Source organism: Devosia sp. CN2-171 (assembly GCF_049354815.1).
Taxonomy (GTDB): domain Bacteria; phylum Pseudomonadota; class Alphaproteobacteria; order Rhizobiales; family Devosiaceae; genus Devosia_A.
Window position 1 is genome coordinate 4439083 of the sequence record NZ_CP186479.1, and the last position, 21216, is coordinate 4460298.

General features: G+C 65.6%; 17 protein-coding genes and 1 tRNA gene. 6 read left to right on the forward strand and 12 right to left on the reverse strand.

From position 1 onward, the window contains the following. Positions 1 to 12: 12 nt before the first annotated feature. The 3 genes from ACOYW5_RS21900 to ACOYW5_RS21910 all read right to left on the reverse strand — a co-directional run bounded on the left by ACOYW5_RS21900 (position 13) and on the right by ACOYW5_RS21910 (position 2873). Positions 13 to 1905, reverse strand: a complete 1893-nt coding sequence (locus ACOYW5_RS21900) for a diguanylate cyclase (RefSeq protein ID WP_423066996.1) — start codon at positions 1903 to 1905, stop codon at positions 13 to 15. Between the two features lie 336 nt (positions 1906 to 2241). Continuing rightward, complete coding sequence (locus ACOYW5_RS21905) at positions 2242 to 2529, reverse strand: GlsB/YeaQ/YmgE family stress response membrane protein (RefSeq protein WP_423066997.1); 288 nt, start codon at positions 2527 to 2529, stop codon at positions 2242 to 2244. Positions 2530 to 2669: 140 nt separating this feature from the next. After that, complete coding sequence (locus ACOYW5_RS21910; protein ID WP_423066998.1) at positions 2670 to 2873, reverse strand: hypothetical protein; 204 nt, start codon at positions 2871 to 2873, stop codon at positions 2670 to 2672. A gap of 35 nt (positions 2874 to 2908) precedes the next feature. On the opposite strand from ACOYW5_RS21910, the gene ACOYW5_RS21915 reads away from it, so the two are divergent. After that, positions 2909 to 3199 (forward strand): hypothetical protein, encoded by a 291-nt coding sequence (locus ACOYW5_RS21915; RefSeq protein ID WP_423066999.1) that lies wholly within the window; start codon positions 2909 to 2911, stop codon positions 3197 to 3199. A gap of 90 nt (positions 3200 to 3289) precedes the next feature. On the opposite strand, the gene ACOYW5_RS21920 is transcribed toward ACOYW5_RS21915, so the two are convergent. Both ACOYW5_RS21920 and ACOYW5_RS21925 read right to left on the reverse strand, forming a co-directional pair. Then, positions 3290 to 3366 (reverse strand) — tRNA-Met (locus ACOYW5_RS21920). Between the two features lie 52 nt (positions 3367 to 3418). Beyond that, positions 3419 to 5350 (reverse strand): heparinase II/III family protein, encoded by a 1932-nt coding sequence (locus tag ACOYW5_RS21925; RefSeq protein ID WP_423067000.1) that lies wholly within the window; start codon positions 5348 to 5350, stop codon positions 3419 to 3421. Between the two features lie 110 nt (positions 5351 to 5460). Here ACOYW5_RS21925 and ACOYW5_RS21930 point away from each other — a divergent pair, with 110 nt between their 5' ends. Next, entirely contained in the window at positions 5461 to 6699 is a 1239-nt protein-coding gene (locus tag ACOYW5_RS21930) for a glycoside hydrolase family 5 protein (RefSeq protein WP_423067001.1), read from the forward strand. Positions 6700 to 6727: 28 nt separating this feature from the next. On the opposite strand, the gene ACOYW5_RS21935 is transcribed toward ACOYW5_RS21930, so the two are convergent. The 3 genes from ACOYW5_RS21935 to ACOYW5_RS21945 all read right to left on the reverse strand — a co-directional run bounded on the left by ACOYW5_RS21935 (position 6728) and on the right by ACOYW5_RS21945 (position 10395). Continuing rightward, positions 6728 to 8143: a hypothetical protein gene (locus ACOYW5_RS21935; RefSeq protein WP_423067002.1), complete on the reverse strand. Its 1416-nt coding sequence runs from the start codon at positions 8141 to 8143 to the stop codon at positions 6728 to 6730. Positions 8144 to 8211: 68 nt separating this feature from the next. Beyond that, positions 8212 to 9204 carry a lipid II:glycine glycyltransferase FemX gene (locus ACOYW5_RS21940; protein WP_423067003.1) on the reverse strand — a complete coding sequence of 331 codons (993 nt, stop codon included), beginning with the start codon at positions 9202 to 9204 and terminating at the stop codon, positions 8212 to 8214. A gap of 93 nt (positions 9205 to 9297) precedes the next feature. Further along, a complete protein-coding gene (locus ACOYW5_RS21945; RefSeq protein WP_423067004.1) occupies positions 9298 to 10395 on the reverse strand; it encodes a glycosyltransferase family 4 protein in 1098 nt (365 codons plus the stop codon). Between the two features lie 184 nt (positions 10396 to 10579). On the opposite strand from ACOYW5_RS21945, the gene ACOYW5_RS21950 reads away from it, so the two are divergent. Then, on the forward strand, positions 10580 to 12019 hold the full coding sequence (locus ACOYW5_RS21950) for a lipopolysaccharide biosynthesis protein (RefSeq protein ID WP_423067005.1): 1440 nt from the start codon (positions 10580 to 10582) through the stop codon (positions 12017 to 12019). 58 nt (positions 12020 to 12077) lie between these two features. Here ACOYW5_RS21950 and ACOYW5_RS21955 read toward each other — a convergent pair whose 3' ends face one another. The 3 genes from ACOYW5_RS21955 to wecB are packed head-to-tail and all read right to left on the reverse strand — an operon-like array spanning position 12078 to position 15356. After that, positions 12078 to 12857, reverse strand: a complete 780-nt coding sequence (locus ACOYW5_RS21955) for a WecB/TagA/CpsF family glycosyltransferase (RefSeq protein ID WP_423067006.1) — start codon at positions 12855 to 12857, stop codon at positions 12078 to 12080. Positions 12858 to 12859: 2 nt separating this feature from the next. After that, positions 12860 to 14209, reverse strand: a complete 1350-nt coding sequence (gene wecC, locus ACOYW5_RS21960; RefSeq protein ID WP_423067007.1) for a UDP-N-acetyl-D-mannosamine dehydrogenase — start codon at positions 14207 to 14209, stop codon at positions 12860 to 12862. Continuing rightward, positions 14202 to 15356 carry a non-hydrolyzing UDP-N-acetylglucosamine 2-epimerase gene (gene wecB, locus ACOYW5_RS21965; protein WP_423067008.1) on the reverse strand — a complete coding sequence of 385 codons (1155 nt, stop codon included), beginning with the start codon at positions 15354 to 15356 and terminating at the stop codon, positions 14202 to 14204. The genes wecC and wecB overlap by 8 nt, the downstream gene beginning before the upstream one ends. A 270-nt stretch (positions 15357 to 15626) precedes the next feature. Between wecB and ACOYW5_RS21970 the strand changes: the two genes are divergently transcribed. Continuing rightward, positions 15627 to 17087, forward strand: coding sequence for a glucosamine inositolphosphorylceramide transferase family protein (locus ACOYW5_RS21970; RefSeq protein ID WP_423067009.1), 1461 nt, complete (start codon positions 15627 to 15629; stop codon positions 17085 to 17087). On the opposite strand, the gene ACOYW5_RS21975 is transcribed toward ACOYW5_RS21970, so the two are convergent. After that, positions 17042 to 18310, reverse strand: a complete 1269-nt coding sequence (locus ACOYW5_RS21975) for a VpsF family polysaccharide biosynthesis protein (RefSeq protein ID WP_423067010.1) — start codon at positions 18308 to 18310, stop codon at positions 17042 to 17044. The genes ACOYW5_RS21970 and ACOYW5_RS21975 overlap by 46 nt on opposite strands. A 134-nt stretch (positions 18311 to 18444) precedes the next feature. Between ACOYW5_RS21975 and ACOYW5_RS21980 the strand changes: the two genes are divergently transcribed. After that, the gene (locus ACOYW5_RS21980; RefSeq protein ID WP_423067011.1) at positions 18445 to 19992 is read left to right on the forward strand and encodes a GumC family protein; all 1548 of its coding nucleotides are present in this window, start codon (positions 18445 to 18447) and stop codon (positions 19990 to 19992) included. A 10-nt stretch (positions 19993 to 20002) separates the two neighbouring features. After that, a complete protein-coding gene (locus ACOYW5_RS21985; protein ID WP_423067012.1) occupies positions 20003 to 21115 on the forward strand; it encodes a glycosyltransferase in 1113 nt (370 codons plus the stop codon). Positions 21116 to 21216 lie beyond the last annotated feature (101 nt).

Sequence of the window (21216 nt, forward strand, 5' to 3'; positions counted from 1 at the left end):
GCCAAACCCCTCCTATCCCGAGAGTCGGGCCCTCCTTGCTTCGGGGGTCGGCCGCCACCCGGTTACCCGGTTCCGTCCTGCGGCCTTGGCATCGTAGAGTGCGACGTCCGCCCGGGCGACCAACTGCTCTGCACTTCGGCGACGAGCTCGGCCTGGGTAGGTCGAGATGCCCGCACTGACTGTGACGACGCCATGCTCGCTTCTGGTGTGCTGCAGCCCGAGATCGAACAAGGAGCTGCGGACACGCTCCGCGATGATGTTGGCGCTGTCCTCGTCAGTGTTGGGCAGCAGGGCAGCGAATTCCTCGCCGCCATAGCGAACAGCCATATCGTCGTGACGAAGCAGCGCCCCCTTGAGACAGCGCGCAACAGCCCTCAGACACTCGTCCCCCGCCTGGTGCCCGTAGTCGTCATTATATGTCTTGAAGCGGTCCACGTCGCAGAGGACTAAGCTGAGAGGCCTGCGGTTGCGCTCGCTACGCTCCACTTCCTCGCCGATTGCCGCGTCAAAGGCGCGCCGGTTCATCAGCCCGGTCAGCGCATCAGTGCTAGCAAGGACCTGGAGCTGGCCGGTGAGCGTCATCAGCTCGGCTTCCGCCTTCTTCATGCTCGTCACGTCGGACACGACCACCAAGGACGCTCCGTCAAGGGTCGGTCGCGTTCGGACCTGCAACCAGCGGCCATCGAGCAAGCTCACCTGCTCTTCACCGTTGACCTGCATGGAGGTGATCACGTCATTAATCCACTTGTCGGGGTCGCCGAGGTTCAACTGCTCGCCCTTTTCGACCACCGCTTTGAGAATATCGCGGATGTTGGAGCCCAACCTTCGCTCCTCCGAAGTGAGCGGAAACATCGAGCGGTAGCGGTCATTGCAGTAGACTAGGTGTCCCGCGCGATCGAACATCGCCAGACCGTCCGACATCTCCGACACGGCGTACGACAACAGGTTCCGGCTATCTGTTAGCTCCGCCTCCAGGCGCCGACGGGCAGTAATGTCCCGCGTGACGCCAGCCAGCCCGATGATTTCGCCATCAGCGTCCCGCAACGGCACCTTCGAGGTGGAAAACCACTGCTCAGTGCCTTCGTCGTCGACTAGTCTTTCTTCAAGATCGAGCTGCGGCCGACCGGTCCGCATGATCTCCTGTTCCTTTGCATAGAGCCGCTCGGCCCTTTCGGCGTCGGTCAGGTCGAAGTCGGTCTTGCCGATCATGTCGGCGGGTCGGGCATAACCATTGAAGGTCGTCACGCTCTGGTTCACTGCGGTAAACCGACTGGCCGGGTCCTTCAAGTAGTGGAAGTCGGGAGCCTGAGTGAGGGCAGCGCGCAGCAGCACACGGTCTCTGGCCAGCCTGCTCCCTACATGGATGAACAGCCCGGCGACGACCGTCGCAACGAAGGCCAACAGCGACAAGGAGATGCCGAACCGGGACACGACCTCTGCCGCGATTGGTAAGGACGAGATGGCGACAAAGTTGATGATTGAGACCGCCGCTCCCAGCGCAAGGATACCGCCTGCCGTCACCGGCTTGCCACGGCGAAGCAGCGAGCCCGCGATGCCGATCAGCGCCGCCAGCCCGATGACAGTGAGACCAGCAACTGCTCCTGGTCCTCCCACCGACACTCGGTAGAGTGCGGCCATGGCGCCTGCCACCAGCGCGGCTACGGGGCCACCGAAGAACCCTGCGACCGCTATCATCGAGGAGCGAAGATCGACGAACATGCCCGGCTGCAGCTCCACCGACAAAAGCATCGAGGTGACCGCTCCGATTCCCATACTGACACCCAAAGCGAGGTGTCTCGCCGGCCGCCGCTGATCTTCGAGTAGGGGCTGGGCAAGAGCCCACAAGGCAAAGAAAAGAGCGGCTACTGCGAGATTGGTAGCTAGGGCATGCCAGATCGGGGTCATAGGCGCCTGTTCCGAAGTCGAGAGCACTATTCTGGCATCAAATTGCCCCACGCATCGTTACGCGCTCGGTAGCAAATACCCGCTCGAGACTTATGCCCGTCAATAGGGGGCACGCGTAGAATGACGGCGTCAACCGGGTACGTTTTGCGGCGTGCGCTCGAGAAGCGGAGACGCTCTGAGGGACTGAGACGAAGGCTACAGGCGCTTGGCCTGCATCAAGGTCTCAAGCGTGCCGGCCTGTCGATGAGTGACTTGGACAAGGTCGAGGAATCCGCCGCCGACTAGAGATTGATGAGTGACGGCCTTGGCCAAAGCGGACGTTGCGAACCCACAAGGCTAACGTCGTCGAAACAGTCCACCGCCACCGCCGCGCCGCACGAGGCCGATGATGACGAGAAGGATGACTGCACCGATAGTCGCACTCACTATGGCCGCGACCACGCCGGATCCTAAGGCGATGCCAAGTTGCGGGAGCAGCCAGCTACCGATCAATGCCCCGACAATACCGACGGCCATGTCGCCGATTAAGCCAAGTCCAGAACCCTTCACGATCAGGCCGGCCAGCCACCCAGCGATCAGGCCGACGAGGAGTATGATCAACAGACTTTCAGTGCTCATTTGCATGTTCCTAGACCCCCACAAGGAAGAAAGCCGCCCCGCGGGTGGCGGAGCGGCGACAGGTCCCCGAGGGCATGGGGTCTGTGGACCAGAAAGGTCACGTTGGGAACGTTGGAGCTCAGGCTTTCGTTCCAGCTCCGTCGTTGTCAGAACACGTACACAATCAGCTGCGTATTGCGACGCTGGACAGCGACCACATCGCTGGCGCCGTATCCGCTACGGCTAAGCGTGGCCATGGCTTCGACGTTTTGATCGCCGAGTCCCCCGATTGCATCTCGCGCGACATCGCTGATCGAGCCGGGCATCCGCAAGATGCTTGAGTTTCGCGGCATCGAAATGAACTGCGTCAATGGCGGACGCATGGATACCGTGCAGATCGGTATGTATGGCAACTGCGAACACCGAGATCGCCCGCACCGTGGCATCAATCGCAAGAGGCCTCATCTCAGATGCGGAGGCCGCTGCTATCCTAGTGCCGGCCCGTAAAGAGAAGAACCGTATAGAAGCGGAACTGGCCACCGCCGACACCGTGACCAACGTTGTCGAGCTGCATCCGCAGGCCGTCCAGCGGTTCGCTGACAACTTGGAGGCATTGGCCGCGATCATCGCCAACAAGGAAGCGCTGCCGATCTGGAGATTGCCGGCACCTTCCGGTCACTGGTCGAAAGCGTTGTAGTGCGCCCAAGAAAGGCAGGAGAAGAGTATGAAGTGAAGACCCGCGGACACCTGTCCAGCCTCATGGGCTTGGATGTGTCGGCTTTTATGATGGTAGCGGAGGAGGGATTTGAACCCCCGACACACGGATTATGATTCCGCTGCTCTAACCAACTGAGCTACTCCGCCCCGGTTGCGGGCGGGTTGAGGACCGGCCGGCGGCGCGTGGCGCGCGGCCTTATTAGGTTTGGGTGGGGTGGGTGTCAAGCGCGGAAGGGGCGAGCGGGGTGAGCCAGGTGGTGACGGCGCCTTCGCCGACCGGGCCGCGCCAGCTCAGCCGGGCGGCCGGGAGCTTTTGCCCGAAGCGCGGCGAGCCCCAGCCGCCATCGGGACGGTCCTCGCCAATGGCGATTGCGATGTGCGAGCTGGGGAAATCGAGCCGCAGCAGGCGGTCTTCGTTGCGGCGCACCAGCACCGAGCTGCCGTCCGCCTCGGCTACCAGTCCGGGCGCCAGCTGGAACACGATTTCCGCGTCGAGGGGCGGGCCGCCGAGCAGCTGGTCGGTCACCGCGATCCGGCCGGGATGGATTTCGATGGTGCGCTGATGGCGGCGGCCGAAGCGCTTGAGGTAGCCGTCGTGGCTCATCCGCAGCCAAGTGTTAGGTTCATTCCCCGATTCATCAAGCCGGGCTATGGCCTTGTGCGACCAGTTGAAGGCGCCCGACATCGTGCTCTGGCTCTGGCCCTCGAGGTTCAGCGTATTGTGCGCCGGGGTTGAGCGGAACCAGCTGCGCCATGCGCCACCTGAGCCGTAGAGATAGGTGCCGGGATCGACCAGCACCGGCTCGCCGTCGAGGCTGAGGGTCAGCGACAGCGCGTCGGCATGGCCATGGGCGGCGATCGAGAGGTAGCCGAGCGGACCATGATCGAGCACCAGCCGGGCGTCTCGGCCGTTCGTGCGACCATGCCAGACGCTGAGCCCGCCATCCGGGAAGGTGGTCAGGCCCTTGCGGCGGCTGGCGACCAGCGGTGGCGCGCCGAAGATCAGCGCCCGGAGGTCGCCGGGGCGCGGGGCTGGGCCGGGCCGGCCGAGGAGAACGGCGATGGCCGACGCCACTGAGGCGGCATAATCCGGCTCCGGGCCGAGGGTCAGCACGCGGCCTTCGTCATCGTCGCCATAGCCGGGCGTCGGTTGCCCCAGCGCGACGACGAAATCGGCGAAGGCCCCAAGCCGATCGAGAGGGGCGCGCGGGAAGGGATGGCCGGTGGTGCCGCCGATCGAGGCGGCGAGGAGGATCATCTCGGCGGTGAAGGCGCCATAGGTCGGGGTCTGCTCGGCGGGCGTGCCATCGGGCAGGATCTGGCGGAACGTCTCGGCGACGAGCTTGGCCCCGGCATGCCTTGTGCTGTGGTCGAGGGTGTGTGCCAGCAGGTATTCGCCGGTCAGCTCGGCGACGAGGTGATTGTTGGCGGAGGAGTATTTCGAAGGGTAGCGGGGCAGCCAGAACGCACTCGCGGCAAGAATCTCGCCGATCTGCCGGGTGCATTGGCGCGACACTTGCGGGCCGGCAATGCCGGCGACGAGGATCAGGCTGATGGCGCGCAGTGCGACCTCGATGCCCGAGGCCCAGCCGACACCGCGGAAGGGTGGATTGGCGGCATGCCAGCTGGCAATCGCGGCCTCGATGGCGACGATCGGCTCGCGTCGCTCGGTCAGCATGGCCTCAGCCGCCAGGGCAACAAGGAACTGCAGCCGGTTGATCTCCCACACATACTTGATGTCGCCGAGGCTGCCGTCGTGGCGGAAATCGATGTCGAACGCGTAAGCGTTCGGCCCCGGCCACAGCCCGCCGGTCACGGGATCGAGCCGCCACAACTCCGGGGGGAACAGGTTGTCCGGCGAACGATCCGGCCATTGGCGGCCGAGGGCGCCGAAGCGTCCGGCTAGGATGTCTGCCGCAGCCGCGCCGATCGCCGCCCGGTGATCTGGACCGGCCCCGCGAATGCGCTCGCGCACACCCGGTATGGGCACGATGCGGAGCGGGGCAGGGTAGCGCTCCCAGCCCTCGTGGCGGCCGCGCGAGGCGCGCTTCTTCGCCGCCTCGACGAAGCGGTGCGCCACTTCGGCCGGCTCCATGCTGCGCAGGCGGTTGATATACCAGCCGAGCTTCATTCCACGATCCGCTTTTGACCTCTGATACACCATGCCGCCGATTTCTGCCGACGGTGAAACCTGCCTTTTGCATCAGGCGGTTAACATCGGAGCCTGAGATGGAGATTCCGATGCTGCGCCTAGCCGCCACACTCGTCGCCCTGTTGCTGAGCGTCACCGCCGCGGTCTCGACTCCGCCGGTGCTGCATCGCGGTGTCGGGCTGCACCAGTGGCTCAACTGGTCGCCGCTCGCGACTGATGGCAGCTATCGCTGGCCGCCGTACCGGACGGTCGACGAGTGGCTGGCAAACGATCGTCCGGCGACCGATTGGCCCGCCGGTGATCCGTTCGCGGCGATCAAGGCCCTCGGCTTCGACTTCGTCCGATTGACAGTCGATCCCGGCCCGCTGCTCGCGACTGACGGCGAGCGCCGACAGGAGGCGCTGGCGGTGCTTTCGGAGGCGACGAAGAAGCTCCTCGCGGCCGACCTCACGGTGGTGTTCAACCTCCACTCGGTCACGCAGGTCGCGCAGTATGGCGTCGACGTGATCAATGCCCCCGCCGACACGCCCGAGAGCGCGCGCTATGTCGCGATGACCGCCGACGTAGCGAAGATGCTGCTGCCGCTGGGAACCGACCGGGTGATCTTCGAGCCCTATAACGAGCCGGCGCACTACCCCTGCGATGCAAGCGGCAGCGATGACTGGCAGACCATCATGGCTGAGACGGTGGCGACGATCCGCGCCATCAGCGCCGAGATCAGCATTGTCGTCACCGGCGCCTGCGGAGGCAGCATCACCGGGCTGACCGACCTTGTCCCCTCGTTCGACGATCCGAACCTGCTCTATAGCTTCCATATGTACGAGCCGCATTCATTCACCCATCAGCGCTCGGAGACCGAGGGTGGCTTCGCCTCCGGCCTGCCGTGGCCGGCCAGCGAAGGCACGCCGGACTCGGTGGTGACCATGCTGGAAACGCAGATGGACATTGCCGGGCTCGATCCCGCCGAACAGGCGCGCAACCTCCAGGCGGTGGCGCCCTTTATCGCCGAGTATTTTGCCGAGGGGTGGGGCGAAGCGCAAATGGTGGCACGGGTCGGCGAGGCCGTTGCCTGGGCCAAGGTGAATTCCATCCCGACCTCCCGGCTGTTCATGGGCGAGTTCGGTGCCATCCTCATGTCCGCCGATGGCCGGATGGGTGCCTTCGATGCGGACCGGCGGCGATACCTCGCGGCACTGCGCACCGACGCCGAGCGCCACGACATCCCCTGGGCGATCTGGGAGTATTCCAACCCTTACGGGATGACGGTCATTCTGCCGACCGGGCCGGCGGTACCGGATGCGAAGATGCTGAAGGCGCTCGGGATGTAATGCGCGACGGGACTTTGCCCCCGTCGCGCTAGTACTTCGAAATGTCCAGCCGCTGGTCGATGAAGGCGCGCTTTCCGGCGCGGCCACCGGCGAGCCGGTCGACCTTGACAGCGTTGAAGATGATCTGGCTGTGGGCGCGCTCGCCGAGGCCAGTCGCCACACGCAGTGCATCCTGCTCGGTGCCGTCTTCGGTCGGGATGTAGCGAATGGTGCAGTAGCCCGGGCGATCCTGGTAGAACTGGTATTCCTCGATACCCTGGAAGTAGCGCGGGTTTTCCGGCGTGAAGTCGATGGTCACGACGCGATTGCCTGTTGCCGAAACGAGGAAATCCGGCTTGCGGCGGGGGATCAGTCGCTCGACGCGCAGCCGCTGGCCGTTGGCGTCCGAGGGCAGGGCGACGAGCGTCGCGCGATCCTCGGTGTCGTAGCGGAAGAACGGCATGGCCTTGCTGGTCAGGCTGGTGCCGATCAGACGGCCTTCGCGGCCCGGCTCGGTGATACGGATCCCGTCTTCGTCCACGAGTTCAGCGACGCCGTAGAGCGGCTCGAATTCGTAGCGACCCTCGTTGTCGATCTCGCGAGCGAAGAGGACCTTTTCGCTCAGGCCGTAGAAATTGGCGAACGGCACCGGCCCGAACACCTCGGTGATACAGCGTCGCTGGTGCGGGTAGAGCGGCTCGGAGATCGGCATGATCCCTTTGAGCGGCAGCTTGGGCTGGCGCCCGATGCGGCACATATGCCGGGCCATCAGCTCCATCGCCGAGGGATAACCGTAAAGATACCGGATCTTGTGCTGGTCGATCAGGTCGAGATAGTGCCCGACATCCTCGGGCGACATCGGAAACACCGACAGGCGCAGCTCACGCAGGGCCGGCTCCCATTCGGTGATGTACATGCCCTTGGGATCGAGGCCGAAGCCGCGCAGCACGGCCTTGGGCGTCGACTCGGTGAAGCCCACCCGGCTCCAGTTGTCGTAGACAAAGGCCATCTCGCGGGCGCTGCGGTCCTTGTCGAGGTAGAACGAGAACGGCTTTTCGCCATTCGAACCACTGGTGTCGCCGCGGTCGGCCGTAGCGCGGGGCACGGTCAATGCACCATCGCCGGCGGCCCGCATTTCTTCCTTGCGAAGGATCGGCAGGCGTTCGAGGTCGGCCAGTTCGAACCTCGACAGATCGAAGCCGGCACCCAGGGCCTTGTCGAGCATGTCGCGATAGAACGGGCTCGAGGCGTGGGCGCGCTGCACTGACTCGCGAAGCGCGGTGAGATGCTCGGCCGCGGCCCAGGAGTTGTCGGCGTGGGCGCGCGCGATGCGCTTGCGCCAGTGCTTGTAGGTCCGGCCGAATTTCAGCCCGGTCGGCACCAGCGATACCAGCGGCGCCAGCCCGCGGCGCAGGAAAGTGGGGCTTCGCACATAGGCGCCACGCGCCACATCCATCAGGCTCATCGGTCCCTCTCCGCCAACGATGCGCTCTACGAACCTTGCGTTCGGAGGCGCGACCATCAAAAACTGCCCTAGAAACTCATCCACTCGCCGGCGAGCTGGTATTCGTCCGGCTTCATCGTGCGCTTGAAGCGCGTATAGCCGTCGCCCGGCTTCAGCCCGCCGACGTCGAAGATCGCGACGCCGCGCCGCTTCAGTTCGCGCATCACGTTCCACATCAGGAAGTTGCCCGCGTTCAACTTACGGCCTTCCGGCCCGAACCAACCGATGTGGTACTCGGCATGGTTACCGAAGCGGACAACCGACATCCCCGCCACGGCCTCGCCCGCCTGCATCAGCTGAAACACGGTGACGTTGTCTGGCGACGTCTCACGGAGCGTCCGGAGCAGCACTGGGCTGGCTGCATCGAATCCTTTTTCGGCCATGTTCTCGATATGCCGCGCGATCATCCATTCGAACGTTGCGGCATCGCCGGCGATGCGCAGTTCCGCGCCGGCCTTTTCGGCCTGGCGCGTGCGGTTGCGGAAAGTCGAGGCCATGCGGCTCCACAGTGCGTCCTCGCCGACAGTCAGGTCGATGCGGCCCGATTGCCAGGATTGCCGATGGCGCAGCAGGTAGCCGGCGCGACGCAGCAGTGCGTCGCTCTGTTCCCCGGTGGGAAGGGCAGGGGCGATCGAGAGCGGCGCGGTCCAGATGCGGCCCCAGCGGTTGCGGATGGCGCGGTAGACGGCCAGTACCTGCTCGTCCGCAGGCTCAATGAGAAACACCGGTCCGCGATTGATGCGGTTGAGCAGCGTCACGCCGAAGCGGCGGAGATGCAGCACAGTGGCAAAGGCGATGGCGCGGCCAGAGGCCTCGAAGACAACGCGCGTCACCGTCCAGCCCGTCGCAGCCTTGCCGGCGCCATAGGCGAAATCCTGCGGCAGATGCGGTGTGGGAGCCAGCGCGACGAGCCGATCCCATTCGGCCTTGTCGGTCACGAAGCGCAGCCCGATCACGCCAACCGCGAGCCCGCCCACAAGAGCTGGCACAGCGGTATTGGCACTGGTGGCTTCGATGCTCATCGCCTGCGTCCTGCGGCGTCGGAGTCGCCCGAGCACCTCATGTTCTTCCTAGAACCGGGCGGCGAGACTGGGTACCGAAAGGTTACCTTAGTGTTAACGCGCGGCCTCGAGCCAGACGCGTTCGACGGCGGCCGTGAACGGGGCAACGTCGAGTTTTTCGCGATGGAAAGCCTGTGCCGCGGCGCCGAGCCGCCGGCGCAACTCAGGATCGGTGACAGTGTGGGTCAGCGCCTCTGTCAGGCCGTCGACATCGCCGGGCTCGACCAGCAGGCCGGTTTTCCCGTCCGAGATGATGTCGCCCACCGCGCCGACGGGCGTTGCGACGATGGCGAGGCCCGAGGCCATGCCCTCGATGATCGAGAGCGGCAGGTTCTCGGCGAACGAGGGCAGCACCAGCACATCAGCGGATGCGATGAGCTCGGCGACCTGTTGGGGGCCGACCCAGCCGGGAATGTCGACGCGATCGGCGAGCCCCAGCTCGATCGCCTTGGCCCGTGCGGCCTCCACGTTGCCGTCGCCGGCAATGGTAGCGCGCCAGTTGGGCAGGTCGCGCATGCGATGGAGCGCTTCGCCCAGCTGCGGGGTGCCCTTGCGATCGCCGATACGGCCGAGGAACAAGATGTGCGGAACGTCACCGCCACCGCGATGCGGCAGGGTGGGTTGTGGCGTCGCATTGGGCACGATGGCGATACGGTCCGCCGCCTCCGGGGCGCGGCGCATCACCAGGTCGCGCCATGTCCGGCCGAGGACGATGATCCGCGCCGCGCCCGCGAACATCTCGCGGATGGAGCGGCTCAGGTGGCTGTCGTCGCCCGTCCAGAACTCGGCATAGTTGGCGCCGTGCAGATGCAGGACGTAGGGGATGCCGAGCCAGCGCGCGAGTCGCGCGATCTGGAGCTTCCGATAGGTGCTGCCCTCGCTGGCGAGGTTGATGTGCACGAGGTCGACGCGCCCGCCCAGCCGCCCACCGAGCATGCGCAGCAGGAACGCGCCGAGATAAAGCGGCGAGAGCGCGACGTGTCCCGGCCCGCGCGTTGCGGCGAAAGTCGCCTGCAGCGCGCCGCTGTCCTGCCGCTCGAGCTCGTCGCGCAGCGAGGTCATGATGCGGTCGATACCCCCTTGGCCGCCACCGCCCGAGGGCGTCGCGACAAGGACATTCAGCGTTCTGGCCGACTGGGGATTGTGCAGCATAGACGACGCATAGCGGCGCTCGGCCAAGCGGCCAAGCACAGCCTGCCGAAAAGGTTTACGGCAACGTTCGGTTACTAAAATTGCGTCGATTTACCCTCTCGGCGCATAGCGCTGGAGCCGTGGTCGCGCGAAGACTAAGGAAGGCTCCACGCACGCCTCTCAAGTGCCTCGCGGACTATCCACTTTGCTGCTGCGCTCCACTCTTATCTATGCCCCGGCGATCCTGCTGACGCGCCTGTCGGCGCTCCTGCTGCTGGTCATCGCCACGCGGCTGATCGATACCACCGAGTATGGCCTGCTCACGCTCGTCGTCACGGTCGGCGAGCTCACCGATTCCGCCGTTACCAACTGGCTGCGGATTGCGCTGCTGCGGTTGGGCGGCAAGGGCGACATCAGTCGTGGCAGCGTGATGCTGGCGGCCCGCGTGCTTCTCGTCACCACGCTTGCCGGCCTCGTTCTTGCGTCCGTTGCTGCCGGCCTGATCGTCCCCGAGCGCTGGGTCGATTTCGCCATCGCGGTCGGCGTCTATCTGGCGGTTGGCGCCGTCAGCCGCTTCGGGCTGACGCTGTTGCAGATGCAGCAGCGGCACAGCGTCTACTCGATGCTCGAATTCCTCCGCGCCATCTTGCAGCTGATCCTGCCGGTCGCGGCGATCGCCATCTTCCATGACAGCTTCCTCATGGTGTCGCTGGCCTCGAGCGTCGCGACCCTGTGCGCCGGCGTCGTGGCCCTCTGGTATGCTTCAGGCCGGGTCGTGGCGGGCCCACCGCGCTTCACCTATCGCGAGCTTTTTGCCCTCGGCATCCCGCTCATGGCCATGGCGGTCGTCGGTTTCGGCATCAACAATGCCGAACGCGTGCTGCTGAAGCTCTACTACGATGCCGGCGCGGTCGCCGTATTCGCCGCCACTTACGCGCTGGCGCGCCAGCCCATCGATACCGTTGCCAATGCTATCAACATGGGCGCCTTCCCCGAAATGGTGGCTCGCTTCGATAGCCACGGCCAGCACGCCGCGGCCGAGTTCATCAGCCACCAGATGGCCCTCATGGCGCGGCTGTGTTTCCCCATCGTCGCCATGCTGATCGCGCTCAGCCACGAGATCGGCGTGCTGCTTCTGCCGGCCGAGTATCATGCCCATGTAGGCGAGCTGTTCCCGATCATCGCTCTCGGCGTGCTGGCCACGAACTTCTCGTCCTTCGGCTTCGAGAACATGTTCCACGCGCACAAGAAGCCGTGGCTGCTGATCGTCGCCATGCTGCCGGCTTCGGCGCTGACCATTGTTCTGTCGATCGTTCTGATCCCGAACCTGGCGGAGGTCGGCGCCGCGCTGGCCCTGCTGGGCGGAGCCTTGGCGAGCCTCCTCGCCAGCATGTTGCTCAGTCGCCTGCTAACGCCAATCCCGCTGCCCTATCGCGAGCTGGGCATTGCGCTCGGCACGGCCGTCGCCACCGGCGTCGCGGCCTGGGTTGCAGCCGCGCTGACGGGCGATGCGTGGGTGGTGTTCAAGCTCGCTGCCGGCAGCATAGCCGGTGGCCTCGTCTTCCTCGGCCTCCAGTCCCTGCTGCACCCGGCCGAGACCCGCGCCATCATCGGCCAGGTCCGATCCAAGCTCGGGATGGCGTAACCCAAAAAACAAAAGGCCCCGCTCGCGCAGGGCCCCTTGCTCCTCCTCCCAGAGTCCGTCACGCCGAGCGTCGGCGGTTCCAGTATTCTCGCCACAGCAGGCCGGCATAGGCCGTGTTGGTCTCGTAGTACCGGCGCCACAGCCGCCCCGGCTCCTGCACGACGCGGAACAGCCACTCGAGCCCGAGCTTCTGCACCAGCGCAGGGGCCCGCGCGACCTTGCCGCCATAGACATCGAAGCTGCCCCCGACGCCCATGACGAAGTTCGGCTTCAGCCGGCCGCGATACTTCTTGAGGAAGCGCTCCTTGCGCGGCGTCGGCATGGCGACGAACAGGCAATCGGCGCCCGAGGCATTAATCGCCTCGATGACTGCTGCCTCGTCTTCGGGCTTGAAATAGCCATCGCGCATCCCGGCGACCCCGAGCCGCGGATGTTCCCTCGCCAGCCGCTCGCTGACCGCCTCCAATACGGATTGCTCGGCCCCCAGCAGGTACGGCCGGAAGCCGTTCCGCGCGCAGTGCTCGAACAGGTTGGTCATGATGTCGACGCCGGCCACGCGCTCCGGCACGTCGATCCCGAACAGGCGCGCGCCCCAGACGACGCCGGCGCCATCGATATTGATCACGTCGGCGGTCGCCACGTCTTCCATCAGCTCGGCGTTCTTGCGCATGTTCACGAGCTTGCTGACGTTGATCACCGTGTGGTGCAGCGGCTTCCGCTCGACCATCGCCTCGTTGGCGAGGGCAAGCGTCTCCGGCATGGTCAACACATGCATGGGCGAGCCGAGAAACTCCCGGCGTCGCTCGGTAAGCAGCAGGTGGGTGGACCAGGCGGACATGGTCAGGCTGCCTGGCGATCGGAGGCGCGGCGCAGCGGATGGCCGCGTTCGCGATCCTCGCGGGCCTTCTTGCCCTCGATGCGGGCGTCGGGCTTCTGCGCCTTCTTCCAGGTCCACAGGCCGCGGGTATCGACCAGCTTCTTGTCTTCCAGTGCCTTGGGATCGATCAGGCCGAGCTGGCGATGGTCGACCAGCAGCACCACGATCTCCGCCCGATCGATAGCGCTCAGCGCATCGGTAAAGATGATGCCCTTGCCCTCGAGCTCATGCGGTAGCGCATCGATATGCGGCTCGGCCGCGATCAGCCGGATGTTGGGGACATCGGCCAGCGCCTTGACCACATCGACAGCCGGGCTCTCGCGCACGTCGTCGATGTTGGGCTTGAAGCTGAGGCCGAGGCACGCAACCGTATTCAGGCGGCCCGGTTCGAGCAGCGACACGATCTCGTCGACCACCGTATGCGGGCGGGCGTTGTTGATCCGGCGCGCTGCCTGCATCAGCTGGGTGTGCTCGGGCACCGCGTCGATGATGAAATAGGGGTCGACCGCGATGCAGTGACCGCCGACGCCCGGACCCGGCTGCAGGATGTTGACGCGCGGGTGTTTGTTGGCGAGCTCGATCACTTCCCAAACGTTCAGCGATAGCTCCTGGCACACCGTCGCCAGCTCGTTGGCGAAAGCGATGTTGACGTCGCGGAAGGCGTTCTCGGTCAGCTTCACCAGCTCGGCGCTTTCGGCCGTGGTGATGTAGAGGTCGCCGACGATGATCTTGGAATAGAGCGCCACGGCGCGTTCCGACGAGGCCTTCGACAGCCCGCCGATCGAACGGTGGTTGTTGATCAGCTCGCTCAGCACCTTGCCCGGCAGCACGCGCTCGGGGCTATAGGCCACCATGACGTCGGCATCCTCGCCCGCTTCGAGCGGGAAGGTGAGGTCCGGGCGCACGCGGGCCAGCTCTTCCGTCATCTGGCGGGTCGTGCCGACCGGCGAGGTCGATTCCAGCACCACCACGTCGCCGCGCTTCAGCACCGGCGCGATCGACCGGGCGGCGGCCATCACGTAGCTGACGTCGGGCCTGTGGTTGGCAACGAACGGAGTCGGCACGGCGATGATGAACGCATCGGCCGGCTGCGGCGTAGTGAAGGCGCGGAGATTACCGTTGGCCACCACCTTGTGGATCAGGCCGTCGAGATCGGGTTCGACGATGTGGATCTCGCCGCGGTTGACCTTCTCGACCACCGCCGGGTTCACGTCGATGCCGATCACGTCCATGCCCCTGCTTGCGAACATGGCGCAGGTGGGCAGGCCGATATAGCCCATGCCGATAACGGAAACGGTGGTCAGGTCAGACATGGCGTGCGAGCTCCTCGACGATACGGGCGCTGGCCCGGCCGTCGCCATATGGGTTGTGCGTTTCGGCCATGCCGCGATAGGCGGCCGGGTCGTCCAGCAAACGAATTGCGTTGGAAGTGATCTGTTCAATATCGGTGCCGACCAGCCGTGCGGTGCCGGCGGCGACGCCCTCGGGACGCTCGGTGTTCTCGCGCATCACGAGCACGGGCTTGCCGAGTGAGGGCGCCTCTTCCTGCACGCCGCCGCTGTCGGTCAGCACCAGGTGGCTGCGCTTCTGCAGATAAAGGAACGGCAGGTAGTCCTGCGGTCCGATCAGGTGGATGTTCGGCACGCCGCCGAGCTGCGCTTCGACGACGCTGCGCACGTTCGGGTTCGGGTGAACGGGATAGACGATTTGCACGTCGCCGCGCGTCGCCAGCACCTTGAGCGCAGTACAGATGCGATCGATCCCACCATCGAAATTCTCGCGCCGGTGGCCCGTCACGAGGATCAGCTTCTTGCTCTGATCGAGGAATGGGAAGCGGGCGCCCAGTTCGGCGCTCAGCAACTTGTCCTCGTCGAGCGTCGTCGAGAAGTGCAGCAGCGTGTCGATCACCGTATTGCCGGTGACATAGATGCGCGCCGCATCCTTGCCCTCGGCGACGAGGTTCTGCTTGGCCTCGATGGTCGGGGCGAAATGCCAGGTGGCGATATTCCCGGCGATCAGCCGGTTCAGCTCCTCGGGGAAGGGGCTGTCGATATTGTGGCTGCGAAGCCCAGCCTCGATATGGGCAACGGGGATGCGCTTGTAAAAGGCAGCGAGCGCGGCGGTCATCGCCGTGGTCGTGTCGCCCTGCACCATGACGATATCGGGCTTGGCCTCATCAAGTACCCGCTCCATGCCTTTCAGCACCTTGGCGGTCACGTCGAACAGGCTCTGGCCCGGCGACATCACGTCGAGGTCGTAGTCGACCGGCATGCCGGTCAGTGCGATGACCTGATCCACCATCTCACGATGCTGGGCGGTTACGCAGATTTGGGTGTCAAAATGCGGGCTGCGAAGCGCCGCCTGCGCCACCGGGAAGCACTTCAGTGCCTCCGGGCGCGTGCCGAAAACGATCAGCAACCTCTGCCGGTTCGGCCGAGGAATGGGGGAGACGAAGTTCATGTCGCAAACACCGCAAGTGTCTCGCGCTTCGCAGGCGCGTCCTGTGTTACTTTCTAGCCCAAAATCGACGGGTGTCGCCCGGACACTTAAGATATGATTAATTCCGAACGGGCATTTACCCAGACTACATTCAGTCGTTGTGGGTATCCGCGTTCCTCAATATCCAACACCACTGGACGTTGAGGGGTGGTCTGCAACTTGATTACAATTTTAATCATCTGCAATCCAGATGACTGGCGGAGCTGGCAATCAGAACTACTACGACGGTTGATGCGCGCGGGTTATGCGATCGCCGTGCGCTACCATCGTGCGAACGCCGACACCCGTGCCCTTGATGCCATTCTCCGGCTCGAGGGCCGGCGCTCGGCGGAATCCCTCGCCCGCCGCGACATCGCCCCGGTCGAGCTCGTTGCCGGCGAACCCGATCTGGTTCTCGATCTGGTTGGCGGGGCCGAAGCGGGCAGCACGCCGCATCTGACTATCGATTTCAATGGCCAGCCCGATCTCACTGCCGGGCTGAGCGTCATGCTCGGCGGCGGAGCAGACACGCAGCTGGTTGCCCGGCTGGACCGCAAGGCAGTGGCCATAGCCCGCCCGATGCTGGACGATCGCGTCTGGCTCGGCCGCGCCGCCTCCGGCATGCTGGCGGGTGTCGCCACGTTTATCGAAATGTGCGTCCAGCGCTTTGCCGCCGGCCTGCTCGTGCCCATCGCCGAGCCGCAGCCCGATTGCGGCATCAAGGCCGGCGAGCTCGGTTCACGCTATGCGCGGCATCTGGTGTTCGCGCTCGGGCGCCGGACCTGGCGCAAGCTGACCCGACGCCGTCCGTTCTACTGGCGCACGGCCTACCGCTTCATCGACGGTCCCGGAATTGCCGAGACGGGACAGATCGGCGGCGCTGCCTTCATCGAACTCAAGGATGACGGCGCGCGGTTTTACGCCGATCCCTTTGCCTTCGAGCACGAGGCGAAACCCTACCTGTTCGTCGAGGAGTATCCCTACGCCCAGGGCAAGGGGATCATCTCGGTCGCCGAACTTGGGCCGGACGGCCGCTTCGGCACGCCGGTGCCGGTGATCGCGGAGCCGCACCATCTTTCTTATCCGCAGGTCTTCGCGCGCGACGACGAGATCTACCTGATCCCCGAAGCAAGCGCCGCCCGCGAGCTGGTGCTGTACCGAGCTGTCGCCTTTCCCCACAAATGGGAGCGTGCGGCGGTGCTGGTCAGCGGTCGCCGGCTCAACGACATGACCCTCCTCGAACACGATGGCCGGCTGTGGCTTATCGGCACCGAGCAGGTTGGCCGGGGGAGTGCATCGGACACCATGGTCGCCTGGTCGGCCCCTGCCATCACCGGTCCGTGGGCGCCGCACCGGCTGAACCCCATTCGCATCGATCACAGCGCGGCCCGGCCTGGTGGCCGCTTCATCGAGCGGGACGGCAAGCTGCTGCTGCCGTTCCAGGACGGGTCGGCGAGCTATGGCGGCGGCCTCGGCCTCGCCGCGCTGCTGGTGCTGAACGACGACGAAGTTCGCTTCGGTCCCGTCACGCCGATCGGCGAAGGCGAGGCGTGGCCCGGCCATGCCGTACACACGCTCACCCGCGCTGGCCGGCTCGAGGCGATCGACAGCGCCAGCCGTGGTCCTGGCGCGCGACGGGTCAAGTCCGTCGTGGCGGCAAAGGAGCCTCAGACCGCTCGGGCGGAAGGTGTCGCGCCTCGCCTCGGGGCGTAGGCGAGGATCAGGATCACGAACAGCGCGATCACCGGCGTCTTCGACGACAGCGTATTGTTGGAGAGTGCAGCGATCAGGAACACCGCGACGCCGATCCAGGCCGGTCGCGGCACGTGGCGCAGCAGCCGCCAGTAGAGCCAGAACAGCAGCACGAAGACAGCGGCGGCCAGCGGTGCGCCGAGCAGGAAGGTGAAGTAGACCGGCGAGCTCTCGATGAAGGGCAAGTTCAGCTTCTCGTTCACGATCTTCATGATCGCGTCCATGTCGGCGCCGAAGACGATGTCCTGCCAGCCGACCATCGAGAAGATCGAATAGATATCGGTGCGGGCAAAGAAGTTCTGGTCGACGATGCCGCCCTGGAAGCGCTCCAGCGCGCCGCCCGCCGCGAGCACCGCGAACAGTCCGGTGCCGCCGACCAGCGCCAGTAGGAGCACGCCAAGCTTGGCCTTGCGCTCGTTCCGGCGCTCCATGCCCCACGGGACGAACAGGATGAGCGCCAGCACTTCGAGCACCGCCAGCACCAGCGCGAAGCGGGCGCCCGATGCGGCAGTGCCGACGAGGAAGATGACCATGGCGAGCACCTTCACCCAGGGCTTCCAGGTGGTCAGGGCTACGAAGGCGAGCGAGGCGGCGGAGATCATGCCGAGGTTGAGGGGGTGGCCGGCGAGGCCGTTGGGGCGGAAGGTCAGCTCAACAAGCTGGCTCGGCAGGAACCGGCTTCGCGTCGCAAATTCCATGATGCCGACCATGGCGCTCAGCAGGCTGAACACCAGGATCGTATCGCCGATGACGCGCCGGCCGTCGCGCGCCAGCGCCAGCATCAGGAGGCCCGCTGCCCCGGCGACGAGATAGGTGTCGATAAACAGCCCGCCCGCACTCATGGGGCCAAGCAGGATCAGCACGGCGATGAGCAGCAGGATCAGGAGGCTGAACCGCAGCAGGTCCTTGAACCGCCCGATGTCGTCGCCCTCGAGATAGAAGGGCCGGTTGAACAGGACGACGGGGACGAGCAGCAGCGTGAGATAGGTGCCGAGATGGATCTTCTCGTAGAACGCGCCGTATTCGGTCGTGTACTGCCAGACACTGTTCATCATCTCGTCGTTGACGAAGACGCGGATGACGAAGGCGGTGATCACCGCGAGGGTCAGCACCACCGAGATGGCATTGTGCCGCCGGTCCTCGCCCGCTTCCCGACGTTCAGGTCCGGCGGCGGAGTAGCTCACGAGGGCAAGCCCTTTCGCGGGTGGCTTGTGGCGAGGGATTTACCAAGAAAGCCCATTCCCGAAGCATCCGGAGGGCGCTGGTACTATAACGCCCCGACACTAGGCCAGTTTTAGGTAACGAGTTCTTAACATCCATGACCAGCCTCACCGACAGCTCGCATCCGGTCAACACCGTTTCGGGTGCGCGCGCCTTCGCGCGGCTGGGGATGCGGACCAATGTGCCGGCAAATGATGCCTCGGTAGCGTCGGCCGAACCGGCCCCTGCAGTCCCTGTCGAGACCGTCACGCTGGGCAGGATCGGGGATTTCCTCGAACTCGATTTCGGGCGCCTCTTCACCTGGCTCCGGCAGGGCCTGTGGTTCGCTCTTGGCCTCGCCGTGCTCGGCGCCATTGCCGGTGGTGCCTATGCGGTGTTCAGCCCGCCGCGCTACACAGTGTCGACCGACATCCTGATCGACCCCGCGAACCTCCAGGTGGTGACGGACGATCTCTTCCAGCAGCCGGGCCAGACCGATAGCGCCGTGCTCAATGCCGGCAGCAAGCTGCGCGTCCTGACCTCGGGCAATGTGCTGCTGCGCGTCGTCGATGCACTCGAGCTGACCAAGGACAAGGAATTCTACGATCCCGAGCCGAGCGGTTTCTCGCTGAGCTCGCTGCTGCCGGGTGGCGGCGCCGATGCCACCGAGTCCGACCCGCGCCTCGCTGCCCTCGCAAGTCTTTCCAAGAAGGTGAGCACCCGCGCCGACGAGACTTCGTTCGTCGCGAGCCTCTTCGTCTCGTCGGAGAATACCGACAAGGCCATCCGCATTTCCGATGCCATGGTCGATGCGTTCAAGGCCGAACTGGCGACCGCGGAAGCCGATGGGGCAGGGCGCACCGCGACTGCCCTCAACAACCGTCTCGACGAGCTCAAGGCCGAGGTCAAGACCGCCGAGGAAGCCGTCGAGACCTACAAGCGCGAGAACAATCTCGCCGCCGTATCCGGCGAACTGGTGTCGACGCAGATCATGACCCAGCTCAACCAGCAGGTAGTCGAAGCGCAGGCGCGCGTCATCGCCCTGCAGACGAGCTACAACGAGCTGGTTTCCGCCGGCCCCAACGCCACCACTGCCGACACGCAGGCCTCTTCGACTATCGCTTCGCTCCGCGCCGCGGCGGGGAGCCTGCGCCAGCAGCTCGACGCGCAGTCGACCGTCTACGGCGCGCGCCACCCCTCGATCGTCAAGCTGAACACCGAACTCGCCGCGGTCAACGCGCAGATCGCCACCGAAGTTGGCCGTGTCGCCTCCGCCGCCAAGGTCAGTCTCGATGAGGCCAATGCCAACCTCGCGGGCCTCACGGCCAAGGCCGACGCCATGCGTTCGTCGATCTTTTCCGACAATGCGGCCATGGTGACGCTGCGCGAACTCGAGCGCGATGCGACCTCCAAGGCGGCAATCTACGAGTCCTTCCTGTCGCGGGCCCGGCAGGTCACCGAGCGCGAGCAGCTCGATACGACCAATGTGCGCGTCATCTCGACCGCCGTGCCGCCGCCAGCCCGGTCGTGGCCGCCGCGCACGGTGGTGATGCTCGGGCTCGGCGCCATCGGCGGCCTCCTCGCCGGATTGGGCTTCGCGGTGATCGTCGGCGTGCTGCGCGACCTGCGCCACCCGCCGCGCCGCGTCGCTGCCGCCATCGCCTGATCAGACCGGGATGGGCAAGCGTCTCATCTTCCACGTCCCCTCGATGCGGGGCGGCGGCGCAGAGCGGGTCTTCGTGCTCATGGCCAACGAGATGGCGCGGCGCGGCCACGACGTCACGCTGTTCACCTGGAACGCCGAGGGACCCAACGCCGCCCTGCGCGACGAGGCGGTCAAGCTGATCGACCTGGGGATACCGATCCGCGGCGAAGGTTTCGGCAAGCCTGCCACGATCCGTGGCTTGATCCGCAGCGCCTCCATCTACGCCCGGCTCCGCCCTGACGCCGTGTTCAGCGGTCCCGAGTTCGCCAACCTCGTCACGGCGCTCGCCCTTAATCTGGGGCTCAGCCCGGCGCTGTTCTTCCCAAGCTTTCATGCCGCTGCCGCCATCGGTTCGGACGGCACGGGTTCGCGCCTTGCGGTCCTCCTGGCCGGCGTCGTCGGTGCCCGCGCCACGCGCGCGATAGCCGTGTCCGAGGGCGTGAAAGGCGACATCGTGGCGCGCGGCATTCCGGCGAGAAAGGCGGTTGTCATCCACAACCCGCTGCCTCCCGCCATCACCCATCCGGCGGGACACTACCCTTGGCAGGCCGACATCGAGGCGATGGGTGATGGTCCGGTCATCGTCACCGCTGGCCGGCTCGTTCCGGTCAAGGATCACAAGACGCTGCTGCGCGCCTTTGCCGAGCTGCTGGCGCGCCGTCCGGCGCGGCTCGTGATCTTTGGCGAGGGGCCGCTGCTTGGTGCGTTGCGGGCGGAAAGCGAAGCGCTCGGAATCGCTTCGCGCGTTCTGTTCGCCGGTTACGTCAACGACCCGGCCGCCTGCTACGCCGTCGCCGACCTCTTCGCCCTGACCTCGCTGACCGAGGGCTTTGGCAACGTGCTGATCGAAGCGATGGCCGCAGGTGTGCCGGTCGTATCAACCGATGCGCCGCACGGCCCGCGCGAGATCCTTGCCGGCGGCACCTACGGCCCGCTCGTCGCCGTCGGCGACGCCGAGGGATTGGGGCAGGCGATGGAGCAGGCGCTGGACCATCCACCGGCCGCCGCCACGCTCAGATCCCGCGCCGCCGACTTTGCCATCGAGCGGATCGGGGACAGATACGAAGCGCTGCTGGCGGATTGAGGCCGCTGCCAGAGGGGCCGTTAACCCCAGCTTAACCAGCCGCTTCGGAGCCGATGGGGGACGTGCTAAGCGAAGGTTGCGGGTAACGACTTGTGCCTACA

Excerpts from the sequence above, each read along its gene's own strand:
- ACOYW5_RS21900 (WP_423066996.1), bottom strand. The coding sequence starts at position 1,905 with ATGACCCCGATCTGGCATGCCCTAGCTACCAATCTCGCAGTAGCCGCT.
- ACOYW5_RS21905 (WP_423066997.1), bottom strand. The coding sequence starts at position 2,529 with ATGCAAATGAGCACTGAAAGTCTGTTGATCATACTCCTCGTCGGCCTG.
- ACOYW5_RS21915 (WP_423066999.1), top strand. The coding sequence starts at position 2,909 with ATGGCAACTGCGAACACCGAGATCGCCCGCACCGTGGCATCAATCGCA.
- ACOYW5_RS21925 (WP_423067000.1), bottom strand. The coding sequence starts at position 5,350 with ATGAAGCTCGGCTGGTATATCAACCGCCTGCGCAGCATGGAGCCGGCC.
- ACOYW5_RS21930 (WP_423067001.1), top strand. The coding sequence starts at position 5,461 with ATGCTGCGCCTAGCCGCCACACTCGTCGCCCTGTTGCTGAGCGTCACC.
- ACOYW5_RS21935 (WP_423067002.1), bottom strand. The coding sequence starts at position 8,143 with ATGAGCCTGATGGATGTGGCGCGTGGCGCCTATGTGCGAAGCCCCACT.
- ACOYW5_RS21940 (WP_423067003.1), bottom strand. The coding sequence starts at position 9,204 with ATGAGCATCGAAGCCACCAGTGCCAATACCGCTGTGCCAGCTCTTGTG.
- ACOYW5_RS21945 (WP_423067004.1), bottom strand. The coding sequence starts at position 10,395 with ATGCTGCACAATCCCCAGTCGGCCAGAACGCTGAATGTCCTTGTCGCG.
- ACOYW5_RS21955 (WP_423067006.1), bottom strand. The coding sequence starts at position 12,857 with ATGTCCGCCTGGTCCACCCACCTGCTGCTTACCGAGCGACGCCGGGAG.
- wecC (WP_423067007.1), bottom strand. The coding sequence starts at position 14,209 with ATGTCTGACCTGACCACCGTTTCCGTTATCGGCATGGGCTATATCGGC.
- wecB (WP_423067008.1), bottom strand. The coding sequence starts at position 15,356 with ATGAACTTCGTCTCCCCCATTCCTCGGCCGAACCGGCAGAGGTTGCTG.
- ACOYW5_RS21970 (WP_423067009.1), top strand. The coding sequence starts at position 15,627 with ATGCGCGCGGGTTATGCGATCGCCGTGCGCTACCATCGTGCGAACGCC.
- ACOYW5_RS21980 (WP_423067011.1), top strand. The coding sequence starts at position 18,445 with ATGACCAGCCTCACCGACAGCTCGCATCCGGTCAACACCGTTTCGGGT.
- ACOYW5_RS21985 (WP_423067012.1), top strand. The coding sequence starts at position 20,003 with ATGGGCAAGCGTCTCATCTTCCACGTCCCCTCGATGCGGGGCGGCGGC.